This is a genomic window from Streptomyces sp. MGP-BFMKR1 (assembly GCF_057766585.1).
The window spans coordinates 3,804,566-3,822,174 of sequence record NZ_CM173408.1 but is presented as its reverse complement, the minus strand read 5'-3'; the positions used below and the strand labels follow the sequence as shown (position 1 = coordinate 3,822,174).

Annotated in this window: 14 protein-coding genes and 1 riboswitch; of the genes, 9 read left to right on the top strand and 5 right to left on the bottom strand. The window is 74.1% G+C overall.

The window, feature by feature from the left end:
• Positions 1–399 precede the first annotated feature (399 nt).
• Complete coding sequence (locus AC3CHW_RS14580) at positions 400–969, top strand: GNAT family N-acetyltransferase (protein WP_488470720.1); 570 nt, start codon at positions 400–402, stop codon at positions 967–969.
• A 225-nt stretch (positions 970–1,194) separates the two neighbouring features.
• On the opposite strand, the gene AC3CHW_RS14575 is transcribed toward AC3CHW_RS14580, so the two are convergent.
• On the bottom strand, positions 1,195–1,575 hold the full coding sequence (locus AC3CHW_RS14575; protein WP_381165410.1) for a winged helix-turn-helix transcriptional regulator: 381 nt from the start codon (positions 1,573–1,575) through the stop codon (positions 1,195–1,197).
• Between the two features lie 144 nt (positions 1,576–1,719).
• Here AC3CHW_RS14575 and AC3CHW_RS14570 point away from each other — a divergent pair, with 144 nt between their 5' ends.
• Together AC3CHW_RS14570 and AC3CHW_RS14565 are read left to right on the top strand one after the other, a co-directional pair.
• On the top strand, positions 1,720–2,121 hold the full coding sequence (locus tag AC3CHW_RS14570) for a RidA family protein (protein ID WP_398608701.1): 402 nt from the start codon (positions 1,720–1,722) through the stop codon (positions 2,119–2,121).
• 176 nt (positions 2,122–2,297) lie between these two features.
• Positions 2,298–3,545, top strand: coding sequence for an SGNH/GDSL hydrolase family protein (locus tag AC3CHW_RS14565; protein ID WP_398608702.1), 1,248 nt, complete (start codon positions 2,298–2,300; stop codon positions 3,543–3,545).
• A 12-nt stretch (positions 3,546–3,557) separates the two neighbouring features.
• Here the strand turns inward: AC3CHW_RS14565 and AC3CHW_RS14560 are convergent, their stop codons facing one another.
• The gene (locus tag AC3CHW_RS14560; protein ID WP_488470719.1) at positions 3,558–4,460 is read right to left on the bottom strand and encodes an alpha/beta fold hydrolase; all 903 of its coding nucleotides are present in this window, start codon (positions 4,458–4,460) and stop codon (positions 3,558–3,560) included.
• Positions 4,461–4,722: 262 nt separating this feature from the next.
• Between AC3CHW_RS14560 and AC3CHW_RS14555 the strand changes: the two genes are divergently transcribed.
• From AC3CHW_RS14555 to AC3CHW_RS14530, 6 genes are all read left to right on the top strand, one after another.
• Entirely contained in the window at positions 4,723–5,076 is a 354-nt protein-coding gene (locus tag AC3CHW_RS14555) for a winged helix-turn-helix transcriptional regulator (protein WP_398608755.1), read from the top strand.
• A 411-nt stretch (positions 5,077–5,487) separates the two neighbouring features.
• Positions 5,488–6,417 (top strand): DUF6227 family protein, encoded by a 930-nt coding sequence (locus AC3CHW_RS14550; protein ID WP_488470718.1) that lies wholly within the window; start codon positions 5,488–5,490, stop codon positions 6,415–6,417.
• A 288-nt stretch (positions 6,418–6,705) separates the two neighbouring features.
• Positions 6,706–7,875: a PP2C family protein-serine/threonine phosphatase gene (locus tag AC3CHW_RS14545; RefSeq protein WP_488470717.1), complete on the top strand. Its 1,170-nt coding sequence runs from the start codon at positions 6,706–6,708 to the stop codon at positions 7,873–7,875.
• 185 nt (positions 7,876–8,060) lie between these two features.
• Positions 8,061–8,190: riboswitch (cyclic di-AMP (ydaO/yuaA leader) on the top strand.
• Between the two features lie 11 nt (positions 8,191–8,201).
• Positions 8,202–9,323, top strand: a complete 1,122-nt coding sequence (locus AC3CHW_RS14540; protein ID WP_488470716.1) for a M23 family metallopeptidase — start codon at positions 8,202–8,204, stop codon at positions 9,321–9,323.
• 122 nt (positions 9,324–9,445) lie between these two features.
• Complete coding sequence (locus tag AC3CHW_RS14535) at positions 9,446–10,411, top strand: aldo/keto reductase (RefSeq protein ID WP_488470715.1); 966 nt, start codon at positions 9,446–9,448, stop codon at positions 10,409–10,411.
• A gap of 863 nt (positions 10,412–11,274) precedes the next feature.
• Positions 11,275–11,904, top strand: a complete 630-nt coding sequence (locus tag AC3CHW_RS14530) for a response regulator transcription factor (protein WP_488470714.1) — start codon at positions 11,275–11,277, stop codon at positions 11,902–11,904.
• 57 nt (positions 11,905–11,961) lie between these two features.
• On the opposite strand, the gene AC3CHW_RS14525 is transcribed toward AC3CHW_RS14530, so the two are convergent.
• Genes AC3CHW_RS14525 through AC3CHW_RS14515 form a run of 3 tightly spaced genes read right to left on the bottom strand, consistent with a single transcriptional unit; the run spans position 11,962 to position 17,547 of the window.
• Complete coding sequence (locus tag AC3CHW_RS14525; protein ID WP_488470713.1) at positions 11,962–14,928, bottom strand: Z1 domain-containing protein; 2,967 nt, start codon at positions 14,926–14,928, stop codon at positions 11,962–11,964.
• A 1-nt stretch (position 14,929) separates the two neighbouring features.
• Complete coding sequence (locus AC3CHW_RS14520; protein WP_488470712.1) at positions 14,930–16,024, bottom strand: PD-(D/E)XK motif protein; 1,095 nt, start codon at positions 16,022–16,024, stop codon at positions 14,930–14,932.
• On the bottom strand, positions 16,021–17,547 hold the full coding sequence (locus tag AC3CHW_RS14515) for an ATP-binding protein (protein WP_488470711.1): 1,527 nt from the start codon (positions 17,545–17,547) through the stop codon (positions 16,021–16,023). The genes AC3CHW_RS14520 and AC3CHW_RS14515 overlap by 4 nt, the downstream gene beginning before the upstream one ends.
• Between the last annotated feature and the right edge of the window lie 62 nt (positions 17,548–17,609).

Genomic DNA, 17,609 nt, shown 5'->3' with positions numbered 1-17,609 from the left:
CGCCGCGGGGTTCGGGTCCGCTGGCCGCCGCGGTCGTGGTTCCTTTGTCTGCCGCCCGTGGCGCGTGCCGGGGCTTCTTCGGTCCGTCGTCCTGCCGTGTTCGTGCCGTGTTCGTCTGACCGTCGCCGGGTGTCGGCTTCGGGTGCCGGTCCGGCGACCCGACGGGCCGACCGGTGGGCGGCTACGGTGACTTGGACCCCCCATTGCCCCGATCCTCACGCGGGAACCGGAATTTATCTGAATGGGGGTCACCGGATCCCGCCGGCCCCGGCCCCAGCGCACCACCCGCACCAACTGCCCCACCCGTCCCGCACGCGGGGCGGGTCGCGCCGTCTGGCCCGGCCGACCGCGTAACACGGCGTTACGCGGAGGAAACAGGCGCTCGGCACAATCCGCCCCATGAGCATCGAGCACCCCCCGAAGCCCGCCCCTCCCGTCCACGACGCGCGTCACGCGCCGCCGGCCGGCCGCACCTGGCTGGTACAGGTTCCCTGGACCCACCCCGACGCGGAGGCGCTGCGCGCGCGGCAGCGGGCCGAGATCGCCGAGGTCTACGGCACCACGGAGAGCGAGCCCGGCCCCGCGCCGTCGGCGGCGGACTGCGCCGTGTTCGTGGTGGCGTACGCCGGACCGGGCGCGCGCGGGGCGGACCGGGCGGCCGGTGGGCACCCGGGCGGCGGCGTGCCGGTCGGCTGCGGCGGGCTGCGTGAACTCGGCGGCGGACTGGGCGAGGTGAAGCGGATGTACGTCGAACCGGCCTGGCGCGGTACGGGAATCGCCGGGGAACTGCTCGGCGCGCTGGAGGAGTGGGCGCGGCGACGGGGGTGGCGCGCGCTCCGCCTGGAGACCGGCGACCGCCAGCCGGCCGCCGTGCGCTTCTACGCCCGCCACGGTTACGCGCGGATACCGAACTTCGGCGCGTACGCCGGCCTGCCGGGCTCCTGGTGCTTCGAGCGCGCGCTGCGCTGACCCGGCCGGGCCGCGCGGTGCGCGGGAGTTGGCGTACGCGTGGTGGCGTACGGGGCGGCACGCGGCCGTCGGGGTGCGGGGGCGAGGGCGTCGGCGTGCGAGGGGAGGCGTACGGGGCCGCGTACGGCCGTTGGCGTACGCGCTGGCCGGCGGCGGGGCGCCGGGGGCGTACGAGCGTGTGGCGGGTCGGCCGGAAGTCGGTCGGGCGGGGTGGGCGGTGGGGCGTCAGGCGTCGAAGCGGTTGCGGGACGCCTCGATGTGGCCGAGGTAGCGGTGGGTCCAGCCGCACATGCCGTCGACCGTGGCGCGCAGGGCCCGCCCCGGCTCGGTGAGGGTGTACTCGACGCGCGGCGGCACGGTGGGGTGCACCGTGCGGTCGACGAGGCCGTACCGCTCCAGCATGCGCAGGTTCTGGGTGAGCATCTTGTGGCTGATGCCCTCGACCTCGTCGCGCAGGGCGCTGAAGCGCAGGGTGCCGTCGCCGAGGGCCTCGATGATGAGTAGGGCCCACTTGTTGGCCACGTCCGAGAAGATCTCCCGCGCCAGGGAGTCCACGCGCCGCAGGTCGGCATCCTCGGGCGAGCCCGTGAAGTGCTTGGTCACCATCGGGTTCCCCAGTCACGAATAAGTGCGTACTTCCAGTTCAGCGGCCACTTTCCTACAGTTCCCGAGTAACCGCAAGAGAGTACGGGGCGCGCGGCGTCCCCGGCGGTGACCGACCATGCGGCACACGAGCAAGGGAACGAGACTGTGGCCACCAACGATGTCCTCACGTACGACGTGCCGGCCGAGCGCGAGTTCGGCTACGCGCAGGCGATCAGGTCCGGCGAGCTGATCCACGTGTCGGGGCAGCTCTCGTTCGACGCGGCGGGCGAGTTCCGGCACGCGGGCGACTTCGCCGCCCAGCTCCAGCGGACCCACGCCAACATCGACCGGGTCCTGGACCACTACGGCGCCACTCGCCGTCAGATCATCACGCAGACGCTGTACGTCGTGGACCTGCTGCGCAACGCCCCCGCGGTGGCGGCGGGCAACCTCGCCTACTTCGGCGACCACCGCCCGGCCAGCACCGTCGTCGGCGTCTCCGAACTCACCTTCCGTGGCCAGGTCGTGGAGATCGGCTTCGTGGTGGACACCACGCTCCCCGCCTGAGCGCGGGGGCGGCGGCACCGATGAGGTAGCCGGAAGGGAGGGGGTAGACGGGTCAGGCGGGGTAGACGAGCCGGTGCATGGGGGTTGACTCGGGGCGGTTTCCTTGCTTCCCGCACCGGTGTGCGGTTTGGCTGGGGGCCGACGGTGGCGTGGACCCGGGAGAGGTGGGAGCGGCGGTGCGTACGTGGACGACGGAGGCGCTGGCCGGCGAGGGGCCCGTCGCCCTGCGCGGGGCCCTGGAGGTGGAGGCCACGGCGCGCGGCGTGCTCCCGCATCGGCTGCCCGCCGCGGCGCGGGCCCAGGTCTCCGACGGCTTCTGCGCGCTGGCCGAGGCCCAGCCGTCCGGGGTGCGGCTCGCGTTCCGTACCGAGGCGACCGTCGTGGAGCTGGACGTGGTGCCCTTCCCCGGGGCCCCCGCCGGCGACGCCTCCGCCCTCGCTGACCCCGCCGGCGCGGACCCGGCGGCCGGCGCCTTCGGCCCGCCCGGTCCCTGCGCGGGCGTGTACGACCTCGTGGTGGACGGGCGCCTGACGGCCCGGATCGCCGCCCCCCTCGGCGCGCCCGACGGGGTGGTCGCCGTGCGGTTCGACGGGCTCTCCGGGCGGGAGCAGGACGTCGAGATCTGGCTGCCGCACGCGGCGATCGTGGAGCTGGTCGCGCTGCGCGCGGACGCGCCGCTGCGCCCGCCGCGCGCGGCCGGCGCCCCGCCGCCGCGCTGGGTGCACCACGGCAGCTCCATCAGCCAGGGCGCCGGCGCCGCCGGTCCGACCGGGGCCTGGCCGGCGGTCGCGGCCCGGCTCGCCGGCGCGGACCTGGTCAACCTGGGGCTGAGCGGCAACGCGCTGCTCGACCCGTTCACGGCCCGCGCCATCCGGGACACGCCGGCCGACCTGATCAGCGTGAAGGCGGGCATCAACATCGTCGCCCTCGACGCCTTCCGGCTGCGCACGCTCGGCCCGGCGCTGCACGGCTTCCTGGACACCGTGCGCGAGGGGCACCCCACGGCGCCGCTGCTGGTCATCTCGCCGTTGCACGCGCCCGTGGTCGAGCGGGTGCCGGGCCCCATGTACCCGGACCCCGACGCCCCGGGCCCCGGCGTCAGCTTCCGCGGCTTCGGCGACCCGGCCGAGGTCGCCAGCGGGGCGCTCACGCTCACCACGATCCGCCGCGAGCTGGGCCGCGTCGTCGCCCAACGCGCCGAGAGCGACCGGAACCTGTACTACCTCGACGGCCTGGCCCTGTACGGCGAGCGGGACTTCGCCGAGCTGCCGCTGCCCGACCAGCTCCACCCCGACGACGCGGCCCAGCGGCGCATCGGCGAGCGCTTCGCCCGCCTCGCCTTCGGTCCCGGCGGCCCGTTCGACACCGCGAGCACGCGCGCGGGCGCGGCCTCTGGTCGGGGTGCCGCGCACCGGCGCGGTTGAGCCTGCGGTGGGTCAGGCCGCCAGGAAGGGGCCGAGCAGGGCGAGCAGTGCGCGCGGGCGGTGCAGCGGGATGATGTGGCCGCAGTCCTCGATCAGGTGGCCCGTCAGGTCGTCGGCCACGGGGCGCAACTGTCGTTCGAGGGCCCGCCCGACCGGTTGGGCGCCGACGGCGAGGGTCGGCACGGTCAGCCGGCCGGCGGCGACGGCCCGTTGAAGCTGCCGGGCGCTGGTGGGAAGGGCCCGGTAGTACGCGAAGGCGCGGCGCAGCGCCTCGCTCCCGGTGTACGCGTGCGTGAAGGCGTCCCGCAGCGCGGCCGGTACGCCGTCGCCGAGGGTGCCCGCGCGCAGGAACCAGTCGACGTACGCCGCCTCGTGGCCGACCAGCACGGACTCGGCCAGGCCCGGTTCCGCGTGGAAGCCGAACCACCAGGGCGGCCCGCCGGCGAGGAAGTCCTCCGCGCCCGGCAGTCCGCCGAGCAGCGATTCCATGACCACCAGGCGGCGGACGCGGTCGGGCCGGCGCATGGCGAGCAGGAAGGCCGGCGGGGTGCCCGCGTCGATGCCGACCACGGACGCGGTGTCCGCGCCGAGCGCGTCGAGCAGGGCCTCGGCGTCGTGCGCGAGGCTGCCGGCGTCGTAGCCGTCCGTCGGCCGCGCGCTCGCGCCGAGGCCCCGCAGGTCCGGAGCGATCACCCGGTGGTGCTCGGCCAGCTCGCCGATGACGTGGCTCCACACCCGCCAGGTGTGCGGGAAGCCGTGCAGCAGCAGGACCGCGGGCCCCGAACCGGCGACCGCCACGTTCAGCTCGACGCCCCGGACCGCGACGCGACGCGTCTCGACGCCCGGCGGCACGGGGGCGGGTGGCGGGGACGGCGCCGGATGCGGGGCCGTGGAGGTGGGCTGAGCGGTGGACATGGCGGGCTCCCTGGGGCGGGGCGGCGGGGACGGGCTGACGGAACGCCCGGCAGGCGTGTGGGTTACGAAAGGTGACGGCCTGACGATAGGTAACTAGCCTGGGCGCGTACCAGACGGCACTTCTCCCTCAGGTGGTGAGCTCCAGGTGACCCCCTCGTCCCGCCCCGCCGACGCTTCCGGTTCCGCCGGGCCCCGCGACGCGGCTGGCGCCTCCGGCGCGCCCGGGCCTGCCGCGCGGGCGCGCGGGGACCTCTTCGACCCGCTGTGCCCGACGCGGCGACTGCTGGACCGGATCGGCACCAAGTGGACGTCCATGGCGATCAAGGTGCTGGCCGAAGCGGCCCCGGGCGAGGTGCGCTTCGCGGAGTTGCAGCGCCGGATGACGGGTGTCTCGCAGAAGATGCTCTCCACCACGCTGCGCGGGCTGGCCCGGGACGGGCTGGTCAGCCGTCGGGTGGAGGCCACCGTGCCGCCCCGGGTGCACTACCGGCTCACGCCGCTCGGCCTCTCGCTGGAGGAGCCGCTGGCCCGGGTGCGGGCCTGGGCCGAGGAGCACATGGCCGAGATCGACCTGGCCCACCGGCGCGCCGACGCGGCGCCACCGGACGGGGCCTGAGCCCCGCTGGGGCCCCTGGGTCGGCTGGGTCATCCGGGGTGGCCGCGAAGCCTGGGGCTGGTGCGGTCCGGCGACGAACGCCGATTTCGCGTCACAGTTGCGCGGTGTCCGGGCCCGGCGAGCCGGCGGGGATTTGCGGGTGAGTACGGGCAAACTCGTGGGGCGCACAGGGGGCGCATGACGGGCTGGGAGCGTGCGCCGGCGCATTCAGCGCTCGTCGCGGGGGCCGGCCGGCCGACCGCGGAGCCGGACGCGCCGGGCGGCTCGGGGGTGGCGCGGAACCGACGTACGAGCGCATCGCGTGGGCCGCATCCGGGAAACCCGCCGCGTCCGCAGTATCCACTTCGCTACCGTAAGTGGCGAGGGGGTCGCTGGGGGGCGCGGCGTGGCAATGGTCGGGAGGAGAGGGACGTGGGGCACGCACAACCGGGCGGAGAACCTTCCGCCGCGCACCTCGACGGGCTGCTGACCCGGGCCCAGAACGGGTTCGAGATCACCGACGCGCAGGTCGAGCGGCTGCGCGGCGCGTTGATGCACCAGTCTGAGCTGCGCTCTTGCCGCCAGTGCAACGGGCGCACGGCCACCGTGGGGTGCAACACCTACCGCCACGTCTTCCTGCTTCCGGACGGCAGCAGCGAGCTGTTGTGGGAGCTGGAGCACAACACGACACCGGCCGCCGGACCCTGCTCTTCCGCCGCGCCGGGCGAGCCGTGCGCGGAGCGTGAGGCACCCGGCGAGCGACGGATCGACGCAGGCCAGGCCGGTGCGGGCACCCCGTCCGGCCCGTCGGCGGGCCCCGGCGGCGGGCCGCGCGGCGACCCGGCCGCCGCGCGACAGGTGTGCTACGAGGTGTACGCGGACGAGCGCGCGTTGGAGATCGCCGAGCGCCGGGTGCACGAGCGCATCGGCGGCGCGCTCTGGGACGAGCTGGACAGCGTTCCCGTGTGGTTGCCGGAGCAACTACGTACGCCGGTGGGCCCCTTCGCGCCGCGGCGGACGTACGCCGTCGACGACTCCGCCGACCACGCGCGACGCGTGCTGCGCCGGGCGGAGAACCCGGACCGCCCGGGCGACGACGTGCGCGCCCGACTGACCACCGCGTTCGCTCACGACATCGCGCTCGCGACCAAGCCCCGGCTGCGCACCGGCGGCCCCGACGCCACCTGGTGCCGGTTCTACGAGCACGCGTTCCTGCTGGCCGGCGGGGACGAGGTGGTGCTGTGGGAGCTGGAGCACAACCTGACGCCGGACGGTCGGCTGGTGTGCGAGGTGTACCTGGACGAGGCCGCGGCCGAGTGCGCCGCGGACCGCCACGCCCGCGCCTTGGGCGTCGAGCTGTAACCCCGCACCGGGCCGGCCCGGTGCTCAGCCCCCCGCCCAGGCCACCAGTCGCCCCGGCCACCCAGTCGTCTCTCGGCCACCAGCCACCCGGCCCCACGGCAGGTGTGACCCACGGCGGGCGCGGCCCACGGCCGGCGGACCCACGGCTGGCGGACCCACGGCAGGCGTGGCGTACGCCCGCTTGGCCGCCTCCGGGTCGCTCGTCCGGCGCGTGAGCCCCAGGCTGGGACGGACGCATCCGGCGGGGCGCTGTGCCGGATGCGGGCCAGCCGAGAGCGGGAGCGACGCGTGGGGAGTCCTGGGTGGGCCGGTGCGGGCGCGGACTCGCCGCGAGCCGCGTGGGCCCGGAGCGTCGCCCGCTGGCTGCCCGGGGTCCTGCTGGTCGGCGGCGTCGTCTTCGACCTCCTGATGCCGATGCACTACACCGCGTCGCCCTTCCTGTCCGCCGCCTCCCTGGTCGCCGCGCCGCTGCTCTCGCTGCGCGGCACGGCCGCGGTGGCCGCGACGGCCGCCGTGGTCTCGGTGCTGCTCGCGGTCTGGCACAGCGGCAACGACCGGGCCCTGTCGGTGACCGAGGTCGTCACCGTGTGCACCGTCGCGCTGCTGGCGCTCGCCATCAACCGGGTGGTGCGGCGCAACTTCCGCCAACTCGCGACCGTACGCGTCGTCGCCGAGGCCGCCCAGCGCGCCGTGCTGCCCACGCCGCCGAGCCGCATCGGGTCGCTGCGGATCGCCGCCCGGTACGTCGCGGCGCAGACCGACGCGCGGATCGGCGGCGACCTGTTCGCCGTGCAGGAGTCGCCGCACGGCGTGCGGGCCATCATCGGCGACGTACGGGGCAAGGGTCTGGAGGCCGTGGAGGCCGTCGCCGTGGTGATCGGGGCCTTCCGGGAGGCCGCCGAGCAGGAGCGGACCCTGGAGGGGCTGGTCGACCGGCTGGAGCGGGCGCTCGACCGGGAGGGCGACCGGCGGGTGGGCCTCGACCAGTTCGAGGGGTTCACCACCGCCGTGCTGGCCGAGATCGGCGACGGCAGCGGCGGGCTGCGGCTCATCAACCGGGGCCACCCGCCGCCCCTGTTGCTGCTCCCCACGGGCCAGGTGCGCGAGCTGAGCCCCGAGGCCGACGCCCTGCCGCTCGGCATGCGGGACGTGGCGGCCTGGCGGGACACCGTGGAGGAGCTGCCGTTCCCGGCCGGGGCGGCGCTGCTGCTGTTGACGGACGGGGTGACGGAGGCGCGCGACGCGAGCGGGCGGTTCTACGAGCCGGCGCGGCGGCTGAGCGGCCGTCGGTTCGCCAGCCCGGACGCCCTCCTGGACGCGCTGATCGCCGACGTGATGCGGCACACCGAGGGCCAGCGCGCCGACGACATGGCGCTGCTCGCGCTGCGCCGGGCCGGCGCGCCCGGCGTGGTGGCCGTCCGACGCGGCCAGCGGGCGGCCGACGAACGCGCTGGGTAGCCGATCTTGACCACTGTGCTGACGATGTGCTGGCGCCTCGTCAAAGCGGAGCCCTTATTCCCCGGAACGGCTTGGAATCACACCCGGCCCTCTATTAACGTTCGATAACGCAGCGCGGTCGTCACAGCCGCCGCCCAGGGCGGCACCGTGCGCCGTCGCCGAATCCCGTAGGCGCGTCACCGCGGATCAGCGCGGTGCCGAGGCGAGGGAACCGGGGAACCAACCCTTGGGGTGAATCGGGTCGTACGCGACCCGTAGGAGACCTTCCTGCTCCGAACCCGTCAGCTAACCCGGTAGGCGAGAAGGAAGGAAAGGAGCACGCCTCCGTGGCGTCCAACAGGTCTGCCCTCGACCAGGCTTCACCCGCGCACGACGGGATCGACGAACTCGCCGGGCCTCCCTGGGGGGAGCCCCGGGACGACCTCCGCGACGGCCCCTGGGAGGAGTGGAACCCCACCGCCGAATCCGTCGCCCCGGTCCGGGGCCGGCACCGCGTGGTCAAGCAGCGCGGCACCACGATGGCCCGCGGCGGCGCCGTGCTCGGCGTGGGCGTCATCGCGGCGGTCGGCGCCGGCGGCATGGCGAGCGCCAAGGACCGCCCCAAGGCCCCGATATCGATGCCCGACCTCGGGCACGTCGCCGACGAGGTCATGCACTCCCTGCCCGACGCCGACGAGCTTCCCGGCGTCGGGTCCCTCATATCCGACGGCGGGAGCGGCGACCAGCGGTACGAGGCCGCGCCGCGGGCCGCCGGCCAGGCGCCGCTCAGCCAGGCCGGCCTGACGGCCGAGGAGTCCGCGAACGGCACGACCAACGCGGGCGAGGTGCTGCGGGCCCGCATCCTCCAGCAGGCCGAGACCCAGCAGAGCGCCGCCGACGAGGCCGAGCGCGAGGCCGCCGAGCGGGCGGCGGCGCGCAAGGCGGCGGACGAGGCGGCCCGCAAGAAGGCCGCCGAGGACGAGAAGCAGCGGGCCGCCGAGGCGGAGGCCAAGCGGAAGGCGGAGGAGGAGGCCCGGCGCAAGGCCGAGGCCGAGCGCCGCGCGAAGCTCGCCGCGAGCTACGCGATGCCGCTCAGCTCGTACACGGTGACCTCCACGTTCGGACAGGCCGGCGACATGTGGTCGGCGAACCACACCGGCCTGGACTTCGCCGCTCCGACGGGCACGCCGGTCAAGGCGGTGCACGGCGGGACCATCACGCAGGCCGGCTGGGCCGGTTCGTACGGCTACCGGATCGTGTTGACGCTGCCCGACGGGACCGAGGTCTGGTACTGCCACCTGTCGTCCATGACGCAGACCTCGGGCGAGGTCTCCACCGGCGACGTCATCGGCCGGGTGGGCGCGACCGGCAACGTGACCGGCGCGCACCTGCACCTCGAAGTGCGCCCGAGCGGCGGCGCGCCGGTCGACCCGATGGCGTGGCTGCGGGAGCACGGGCTCCAGCCGTAGCGAGGGCGGGCGCGGGCCCCGCGCCCTTCCTCCGCCCGCACGCCGGGGGCGCGCTCCCGCCGGCGCCGCCGCGCGCGGGGTGGCGGGGAATAGGGGGCCGGGCCGGGGCGTTGACTCCGCACATGGTCGAACATGCGCAGAGCACGCGGTCGCGCCGGATCGGCGACATCGAGGTCTTCCCCCTCTCGCTGGGGGGCAACGTCTTCGGGTGGGGCGCCGACGAGGCGCAGTCCTTCGCCATCCTGGACGCGTACACGGAGGCCGGTGGCAACTTCGTCGACACCGCCGACGTCTACTCGGCCTGGGTGCCGGGCAACTCGGGCGGCGAGTCGGAGACCATCATCGGCAACTGGCTCGCCGCGCGCGGCAGGCGCGATCAGGTGGTCGTCGCGACCAAGGTGGGCGGCGGCTCGCCGGAGCGGCGCGGGCTGCGCGCCGAGGTGATCAGGGCCGACGTGGAGGCGTCCCTGCGCCGGCTGCGCACCGACTACATCGACCTGTACTACACGCACTACGACGACGAGTCGCTGCCGGTCGAGGACTTCCTCACCACCCTGGACGGCCTGGTCCGGCAGGGCAAGGTCCGCCAGATCGCGGCCTCCAACATCACGGCCGCCCGGCTCACCGAGGCCCTGGACGCCTCCGAGCGGGAGGGCCTGGCGCGGTACGTGGCGCTTCAGCCGCACTACAACCTGGTCTCCCGGGACACCTACGAGGGCGAGCTGTCCCGCGTCGCGGCCGAGCGGGGCCTGGCGACGGTTCCCTACTTCGCGCTGGCGGCCGGCTTCCTCACCGGCAAGTACCGGCCCGGCGGCACGCCGGAGGGCTCGGTGCGCGCCGAGTCGGTCCAGCGGTACCTGGACAGCGAGCGGGGACCGCGGGTGCTCGCCGCCCTCGACGAGGTGGCCGCGGCGCACGGCGGCGTCGAGATCGCGACGGTGGCCCTGGCCTGGCTGGCCGCGCAGCCCACGGTGGTGGCCCCGATCGCCAGCGCCCGCACCCCGGAGCAGCTCCCGCCGCTGCTGGCCGTGGCCGACCTGAACCTCACGGCTTCGGAGATATCCGCGCTGACCGAGGCGTCGGCCTGATCCGGTAGCCGCCGGCGCCGCCGGTGGGACGAGCGCCGGTTCGCACCGCGGGCCACGCGCCCACGACGCCCACCGGCCGTGGTCGTACGCCACGCGTCCCCACGTCACGCGTCCCTACGCCACGCGCCCGTGCCCGCGTACTCCGGCATCCGTACGCCGCCCGCCCGGATGCCGCCCGACCGCGTGCCCGGGCCCTGCCCGGGTGCGGGGACGCGCCGCGCGCGGCGAGCGGACGGGGCGTCAACTTCCCCTCGCTCGGCCCCCGGTCGGCCGCCGCCGTACACGCGCCGACGAGGCGGAGCCCGCCGGAGCGACCCGCCGCCGGGGGCCGGCTACCGGCCCGGTCGGGCGGCGGCGTTGGCCTCGCGGGCCCGGGCCGGTGGGCGCGGAGGGAAAAACGGCCGCTTCGGTTCTCAACTCCGGGCATTTTTCGGGCAAAGAGAATGCGCCGATTCGGGCATCGGGGAAGGGGCCGCGGCGCCCATCCATAACTCCCCCATTGCCCAGGCATTACCCGCCGCCGAACGCCTCCTGGGCGCAGCGGGAAACCCTCGGCGGGTCGTGAGGTATTACGCGTCATTGCCCGCGATTACTCATCCGCTACTCGCCGACTACAGCGGGGGATTGTGCACGCGTACTAAGTCTCGTCAACCGGATGTGCTAAGTTCCGGCTACTCGATGGGGCTGCCGATGGCCGGCGCTGATCGACGTCTGACCAACGTCGAGCGGCTATTCACGCTGACTTTCCGGAAGCGTTCGACTACGAAAAGTGTGCGCTCGCCGGGTGTTTCTGTCGGCTTGGTCGCCCTGTTCAGGCGCATCGGCGGCGCGGCCGTCGACCTGAATCCAGGCAAGGGGAAGCCATGGGTCGCATTGTTCTCGTCATCAGTTCTCCCTCGCTGCACCGGCGCGTGGGTGACGCGCTGACGGCGCCCGGCTGGGGTGTCGCCTCCTGGACCAAGACCCAGCGCGGTCGGCTCACGCCCGCCGTGGACGTGGCCGTCGTGGAATCCCGCGCCCTCGCCGCCGAACCCTCCTTCGCCCGTCTCGGAACCCGGGTCATCGCGCTGGTCAACGGCGTCAGCGACCCGTTCTGGCGCTCGCCGTCGCGGCAGTCGGTGGCCGGCGTCGTGGGCCGCGACGACCCCGACCACGGCTATGTCGCAGCGGTGCGCGAGGTGCTCAGCGGCCGGGGCTGGATCTCCCCGGAGCTGGTGCCCTGCGTGCTCGCCGGCTCCGGCGCGGCCCAGCGCCCGCCGGCCCCGCAGCCGCCCACCGCCGGCCGGCTCACCGGCCGCGAGGAGGACGTGGCGGTGCTCGTCGCGGAGGGCCTGTCCAACCCCGAGATCGCCGACCGGCTGAGCGTCGAGCTGAGCACCGTGAAGTTCCACGTCTCCAACGTGCTGCGCAAGCTGGGCTGCCGCAGCCGGGCCCAATTGGCCGCCGTCTTCCACGCGTACGACCGGAACGCGCGCGCCACCGCGGTGAAGTAGCCCGGCCGGGCGCGCCCGGGGCGGCGGCGTTCGCCTCGGCGGTCGGCAGGGGCCGCCTCAGCGGTCGGCCGGCGCCTCGCGGACGTCCACGATGGGCGCGTCCCGCAGCGCGGAGATCTTCGCGCGGAAGTGCACCAGGCGGCGCTTGGTGTCGATGGCGCTGCGCGGCGGCAGCAGCGCGAACGCCATGATCACGCGGGAGGCGTCGGCCACGCCGTCGGTGATGGCGTCGTGCACGGGGCGGTCGCCGGTGATGTCGAGCACCGGGTAGAGCAGCGCCACCCCCTGCGACGGGTTCACCAGCGACCCGGCCCTGCCCGCCTCGGCGATCAGCCGCTCGGCCGCCACCCGGTGCTCGAAGCCGGTGACGCGGCTGAACGAGTCGCGGAACGGGGCCTTGCTGCGCTGTGCCAGGGACAGCGGCGGCGAGTCGACGATGGTGGCCTGCAACCGGTCCCTGGCGACCAACTGCGGGGCGACCAGCAGCCAGTCGTCCACCCGCGCGAGCCTGCCGTCCAACTGCTTGAGGTAGGTCAGGTGCGGCTGGAACAGGTCGGGCCGGCTCCACTCCAGGCTCTCCAGGACGCTCACCAGCCTGCCGTGCCCCACCATCGTCGTGCGGGCCGGGAAGCGGCGAACCAGCGCGCTGGAGCTGTCCGGCGGATTGGTGAACGGCACGTCGGCGCCGCCGAGTTCGGCCAGCAGCGGCTGCCAGCGCTCGGCGTTGCGGCGCACGGAGGCGGGCTGGCCCGCGTAGGCCGCCGGCTCGATCCAGGTGCCGGGGGAGCGGATCTCGATGAGTTCGGCGTTGTACATCTTGTTGGCGCTCGTGGGCTTGAGCCACGGCAGGTGCTGCGCCACGAGCGGCGGCACCTGCGCTGGCGTGACCTGCGGCTTCCCGTCGATCAGCGGCGCGTACCGGTCCAGTTCGGCGCGGAAGCTCTCCTCGTCCCGGCAGACCGCCTCGAACGCGTCGTACAGGTCGATCTCCTTCTTGCCGTACGCCTCGCCACGGCTGATGTACAGCCGCACCAGGTCCCGGTAGCCCTTGCGGAAGCCGAACCAGCGGCCCATCTGCATCAGCGTGTCGGCCTGCGTCGTGGTGCGCCGGTAGTAGGAGATCGTCAGGCCCTCGACGGTGAAGCCTCGGGACAGCTTCGCGCCGCCGACCAGGATCTTCCACAGGGACCGCTTGTCGAAGTCGGCGGTGCCCTGCTCGATGTCCTTGTCGCTGTTCACCACGAGTACGGGGTTCTCGTCGCCGCCGATGCGGATGTAGGCCGCGCCGATGTGCTCGGCCACCTCCGCGAAGCTGGCCGGGGTGGCGTAGCCGGCGTGGCGGGCGGCGGAGACGGGCGCGAAGTCGGTCTCGAACAGGGCGCGCAACCGGGCGTGCCCGATCGGGCCCAGATAGCCCGCGGAATGCCACATCGCGGTCAGCCGTTCGGCCAGCGCCCGGTGGTCGGCGGTGCGCACCGACTCGTGTACGAGCATCGTGTGGTGCGGGTACGACACGCCGCGCGGGTCGTGCCGCTCCCGGTAGAGCTTGACGGCCGCGGAGAGCACGAACGCGTCCATGGCCTGCTGGAGCGAGGCGCTGTCCGCCTCGCCCGAGGTCGGCGGGATATCGCGCACGTGCGCCTTGCCCTGCGAATTGGCGTACGTGCGCTCCGACCACGGAATTCCGGAATCGAGGTCGTGGAAGGCCCGAATGCCCATGTAGTCCGGGGGCGCCGGCAGCGAGACGATGAAGTCCTTCGGGAAGATGTCGGCCGTGTCGCTGGGGTCGATGAAGACATTGGCGAACGGGGTCGCGGTGTACCCCACGTACTGCGCCCGTGGCAACTGCGCCAACAGGCTGGAGACCAGGCCGTTGATGGCGGTGCGTTCGGCCTTGCCCTCGCGGAGTTTCCGGGGGTCGGAGGTGTTGACGGACGCCTGGTCGGATTCGTCGTCGATGATGAGGACGGGGATCTCGGCGAGCGGCGTGCGGATCTTTTTCAGGTCCTTGAGCAGTTTCGTCAATACCGTCTTGTTCTTCTTCACCACCATCAGCCGGGCCGCGCTGCGGTGCAGGTTGCGCGGGTCGTGCAGCGGCAGCGCGGGCTCCTGCTTCTCGAACTCCAACGCGGTGATGCCCTGGAGGAGGCGCCGGTAGTCGTTGTCGCGGGTGGTCATCCGCATGATGTCGAAGGCGCCGAGCACCGACGGGAGCCCGCCGTGGGTGAGGAACCCGCCACGGTGCCACTCCGGGTCGTCCGCGTAGTCCGACTCGGTCTCGTCGCCGCCGCGCAGGATGTTCTCGCGGCCGACCAGCTCCATGTCGAGCCGGCGCTGGGTCTGTTGGCGCAGCAGGTTCAGGGTGCCGGCGAGCACGATCACCAGCCGGTAGCCGGAGTCGATGGCCTTGGCGATGACGCCGGTGAAGTTGGCCGTCTTGCCCGACTGCACGTGCCCGACGACCAGGCCCTTGGACTGGTAGACGGTGCCGGTGGCCGGGTTCGCCAGCCGCTCCACCACCCGGTCGGTGGCCTCGTCCAGGGCCGCGAGCGCCTCCGCGTGCCACCCCTTGCGCTCCAACACCCGCTCGTACGCCGGCCAGTACCAGTTGCGGCTCTGCTGCGCGGCCGGCGTGTACCAGGGCGTGAACTCGGTGCTGATGACGGTCGGCGCGTCGGCCACGGCCACCGGGACCAGCTCGGTCAGCACCTTGCGGGTCCGCTCCTCCAGCGCGAGCAGCGCGTAGATGTCCGCGCGGCGCGCGTCCGTGCACGGCGGGGACGTGGACCACGCCGGGGCGCCGGCGAAGTCCCAGGCGGTGACCGCCCGCCGCCACAGCTCCACCAGCGGGTGGCCCGCGTACCCGCCGAGCAGCCGGTCCCGGAACCCCTCCTCGGTGGTGTCGGGCGCCGGCTCCACGCCCTGCGCCCAGTAACCCAGCCCGCGCGCCAGCGGCTGCGGCCCGGCCTGGCGCAGCGCGGCGAGGACGATGGTGTGCAGCCGCAGGGTGGGGTCGTCACTCATGTCAGGCGCTCCGGGTGGTGCGGGGGGAGGCGGTGGCCAGCGGGGTGCTGCCCGCCGGCGGCGGGCTGGTGGGCGAACCGGCGAGCGGGAGCCCGTCGGCGGCGGGCAGTCGCAACGCTTCGGGCGCGTCGGCCGCGCCCGGCAGGCCGGTCAGGTCCACGCCGTAGGTGAGCGCCACGATCCGCTGCCTGGCCTCGCCGGACAGCGCGGCCAGCACCTCGGGGCCGAGCCGTGGCACCCGCTCGTCGGCGGCGCTCACGACCAGCGGCGCGCTGCGCAGGGACCACCGCTCCGGGTCGGGCGCCGCCGCCAGCGGGCCCAGCCACTCGCACCGGGCCAGCAGCTCCGTCAGCCGCGGCCCGAGGTCCGGCGCGTGCTCGGCGACCTGTTCCCGTACGGAACGCACCCGCTCGGCCAGCGTGTGGCCGGCCGAGCCGCCCCGGGTGAACTGGAGGGACAGCAGCCACAGCGGCCGGCCGCCGGTCGGCACGAGCTGCGTGGTGCCCCGCACGGTGTGCAGCCGGCGCTCGCTGGCCGTGCTCTTGACCTCGACGTCGTAGCCGGGCAGCCCGAAGTCGTGCTCCTCGCTCGCGGGGCCGCGCCAGGACGCGACCGCCACCGGCCAGCCGAAGTGGTGCGCGAACCACTCCAGCGCGTGCAGCTCGCCCAGCAGCCCGACGCGCTTCTCCTCGCTGATGCCCCGGTTGCGCGCGAGCAGCTCGGTCCACGAGGCCAGCGTCTCGGTGAACGCGCGGGCCGGGCTGTGCCCCGCGCGCCGCACCCGCTCGGCCACGCCCTGGAGCAGGTCGTGGAAGTCGCGGAACAGCGCCCGCTCCGCCGTGGCGATCTCCAGCATGCGGCGCCCCTGGGCCGCCACCGGCCTCACCACCACCGCCGTCAGGCTCGACAGCGGCACCCGGTCACTCGGCTCCAGCGCGATGCGCAGCCCGGTGCGCGCCCCGTACGCGTCCACGAAGAACTCGATGCGCGGCTCGCCCGCCAGCGGGATGACGGTCGGCGTGCCGTCGTCCACGTAGCCGGCCACCGTGGGCCACTCGACGTGCGGAGTGCCGGCCGGTGGCGGCCCGCTCGTCACTGCTCGTCCATCCGGTCCAGTTCGGTGCGCGCGGCGGCGAGCAGGATGGACTGCCAGAGCTGGAGGTTGTCCTTCTCCCGCGAGCCGCTGTACTCCTTCTCGAAGACCTGGTGCAGCAGCAGGTAGAGCAGGGACTTGACCATGGGCGCGTCGTTGAGCCCGCCACGCCGGCCGCCGAGCAGCGCGGGATGGTACGTCTTGTTCAGCAGGATCGCCCGTTCCTCGCGGTCGATCGCGAAGAACACGTCGCTGCCCAGCTTCTCCCAGCGCAGCGCCACCGGCTCCTCGCCGGGGATGAGCGGCAGCTCCTCCTCGATGGTCCGCTTCACCTCGGCCGCCATGCCCTTGCCGGGCGCGATGACCGGCTTGCGGTCCACGCCGGCCCGCTTGCGCGCCTCGCGGTAGGTGGCCTCGGCCGCGTCCAGGTACTCCTTGAACGCGTAACCCTCCGCGTCCGTCGCCTCGGTGAGCGCCGCCGCGAACGCGGGCGACGCCTCCACGCCCGCCTTCTTCACGGTCAGCCGGAACGCGTCACCGCCGTCCGCCGGCAGCTCGACCGCGACCCGGGCCAGCGCGAGGTGCGGCTCGGGCTGCCGGAACCCGTTCCAGCCGCCGGCCTGCACGAGCCGGTCGTTGCGGTAGAAGTAGAACCCCTGCTTGTCCAGGACGGTGCCGACCGCGCGGTACTCGTCCAGGTTCGACTTCGGCGTCCACACGTGCCCGGTCAGCGGCACGGCGCCGGCGCCCTCGACGTGGGCGGTGAACACCTTGGGGAAGCCGGGGGCGCCGGTGACGGGGTAGCCGAACGGGTCGAGGGACTCCACGCCGAAGTCCATGTAGACGGTGCGGGTCTGTACGTCCTCGACGGCGATGGTGATGTTGAAGTCGTCGCGGGCCAGGAACCGGTGTAGGAACAGCCCGAGGTGCAGGCCGAGCTTGGGGATCATGCGGGTCAGGTAGCGGTCCGTCTGGCCGCCCCCGCCGTGCTTGGGGAAGTCCCGTACGCCGTCCCACCGCACGATGGTGCCCTGCCAGGTGATGGGCCGGTCGTGATAGCGGTCCATGAGGTCCTGCGCGTAGCCGGACTCCACGATGTCGCACTGGAAGCTCTCCTTGGCCTGCGCGGTCACCCACCGCCGGCCCACCGCGCGGCTGCGCTTGGTCTTGCTGATGACCGTCACCGACTCGGCGTGGCTGAGCGAGGCCGACTTGAGGCCCGTACCGAAGACGCCGAGCGACTTCTCGCCGTACTCGCGCCGCCCGCCGACCGTCATGGCGACGTCGAGCGCCTCCTCGTCCATGCCGCGCCCGTCGTCCACGACGAGCAGGCTGACCAACTCGTCGCCGTTGCGCAGCACATGGATCACGACGTCCTTCGCGCCGGCGTCGATCGAGTTGTCGATCAGGTCGGCTAACGCGACCTCGAACCCGTATCCCTGACTGCTCAACGCGTCGATGAAGCGCGGGTCCGGCGGGAGCCGCTTGCTGCCGGTGGTGGGAACCTCGAAATGCCAGTCGCTCATGGCCTACCTGCCTCAGAAACACTGCTCGCAACGTTTCCCGCCCCGACGGAGGCGGTGGGGGA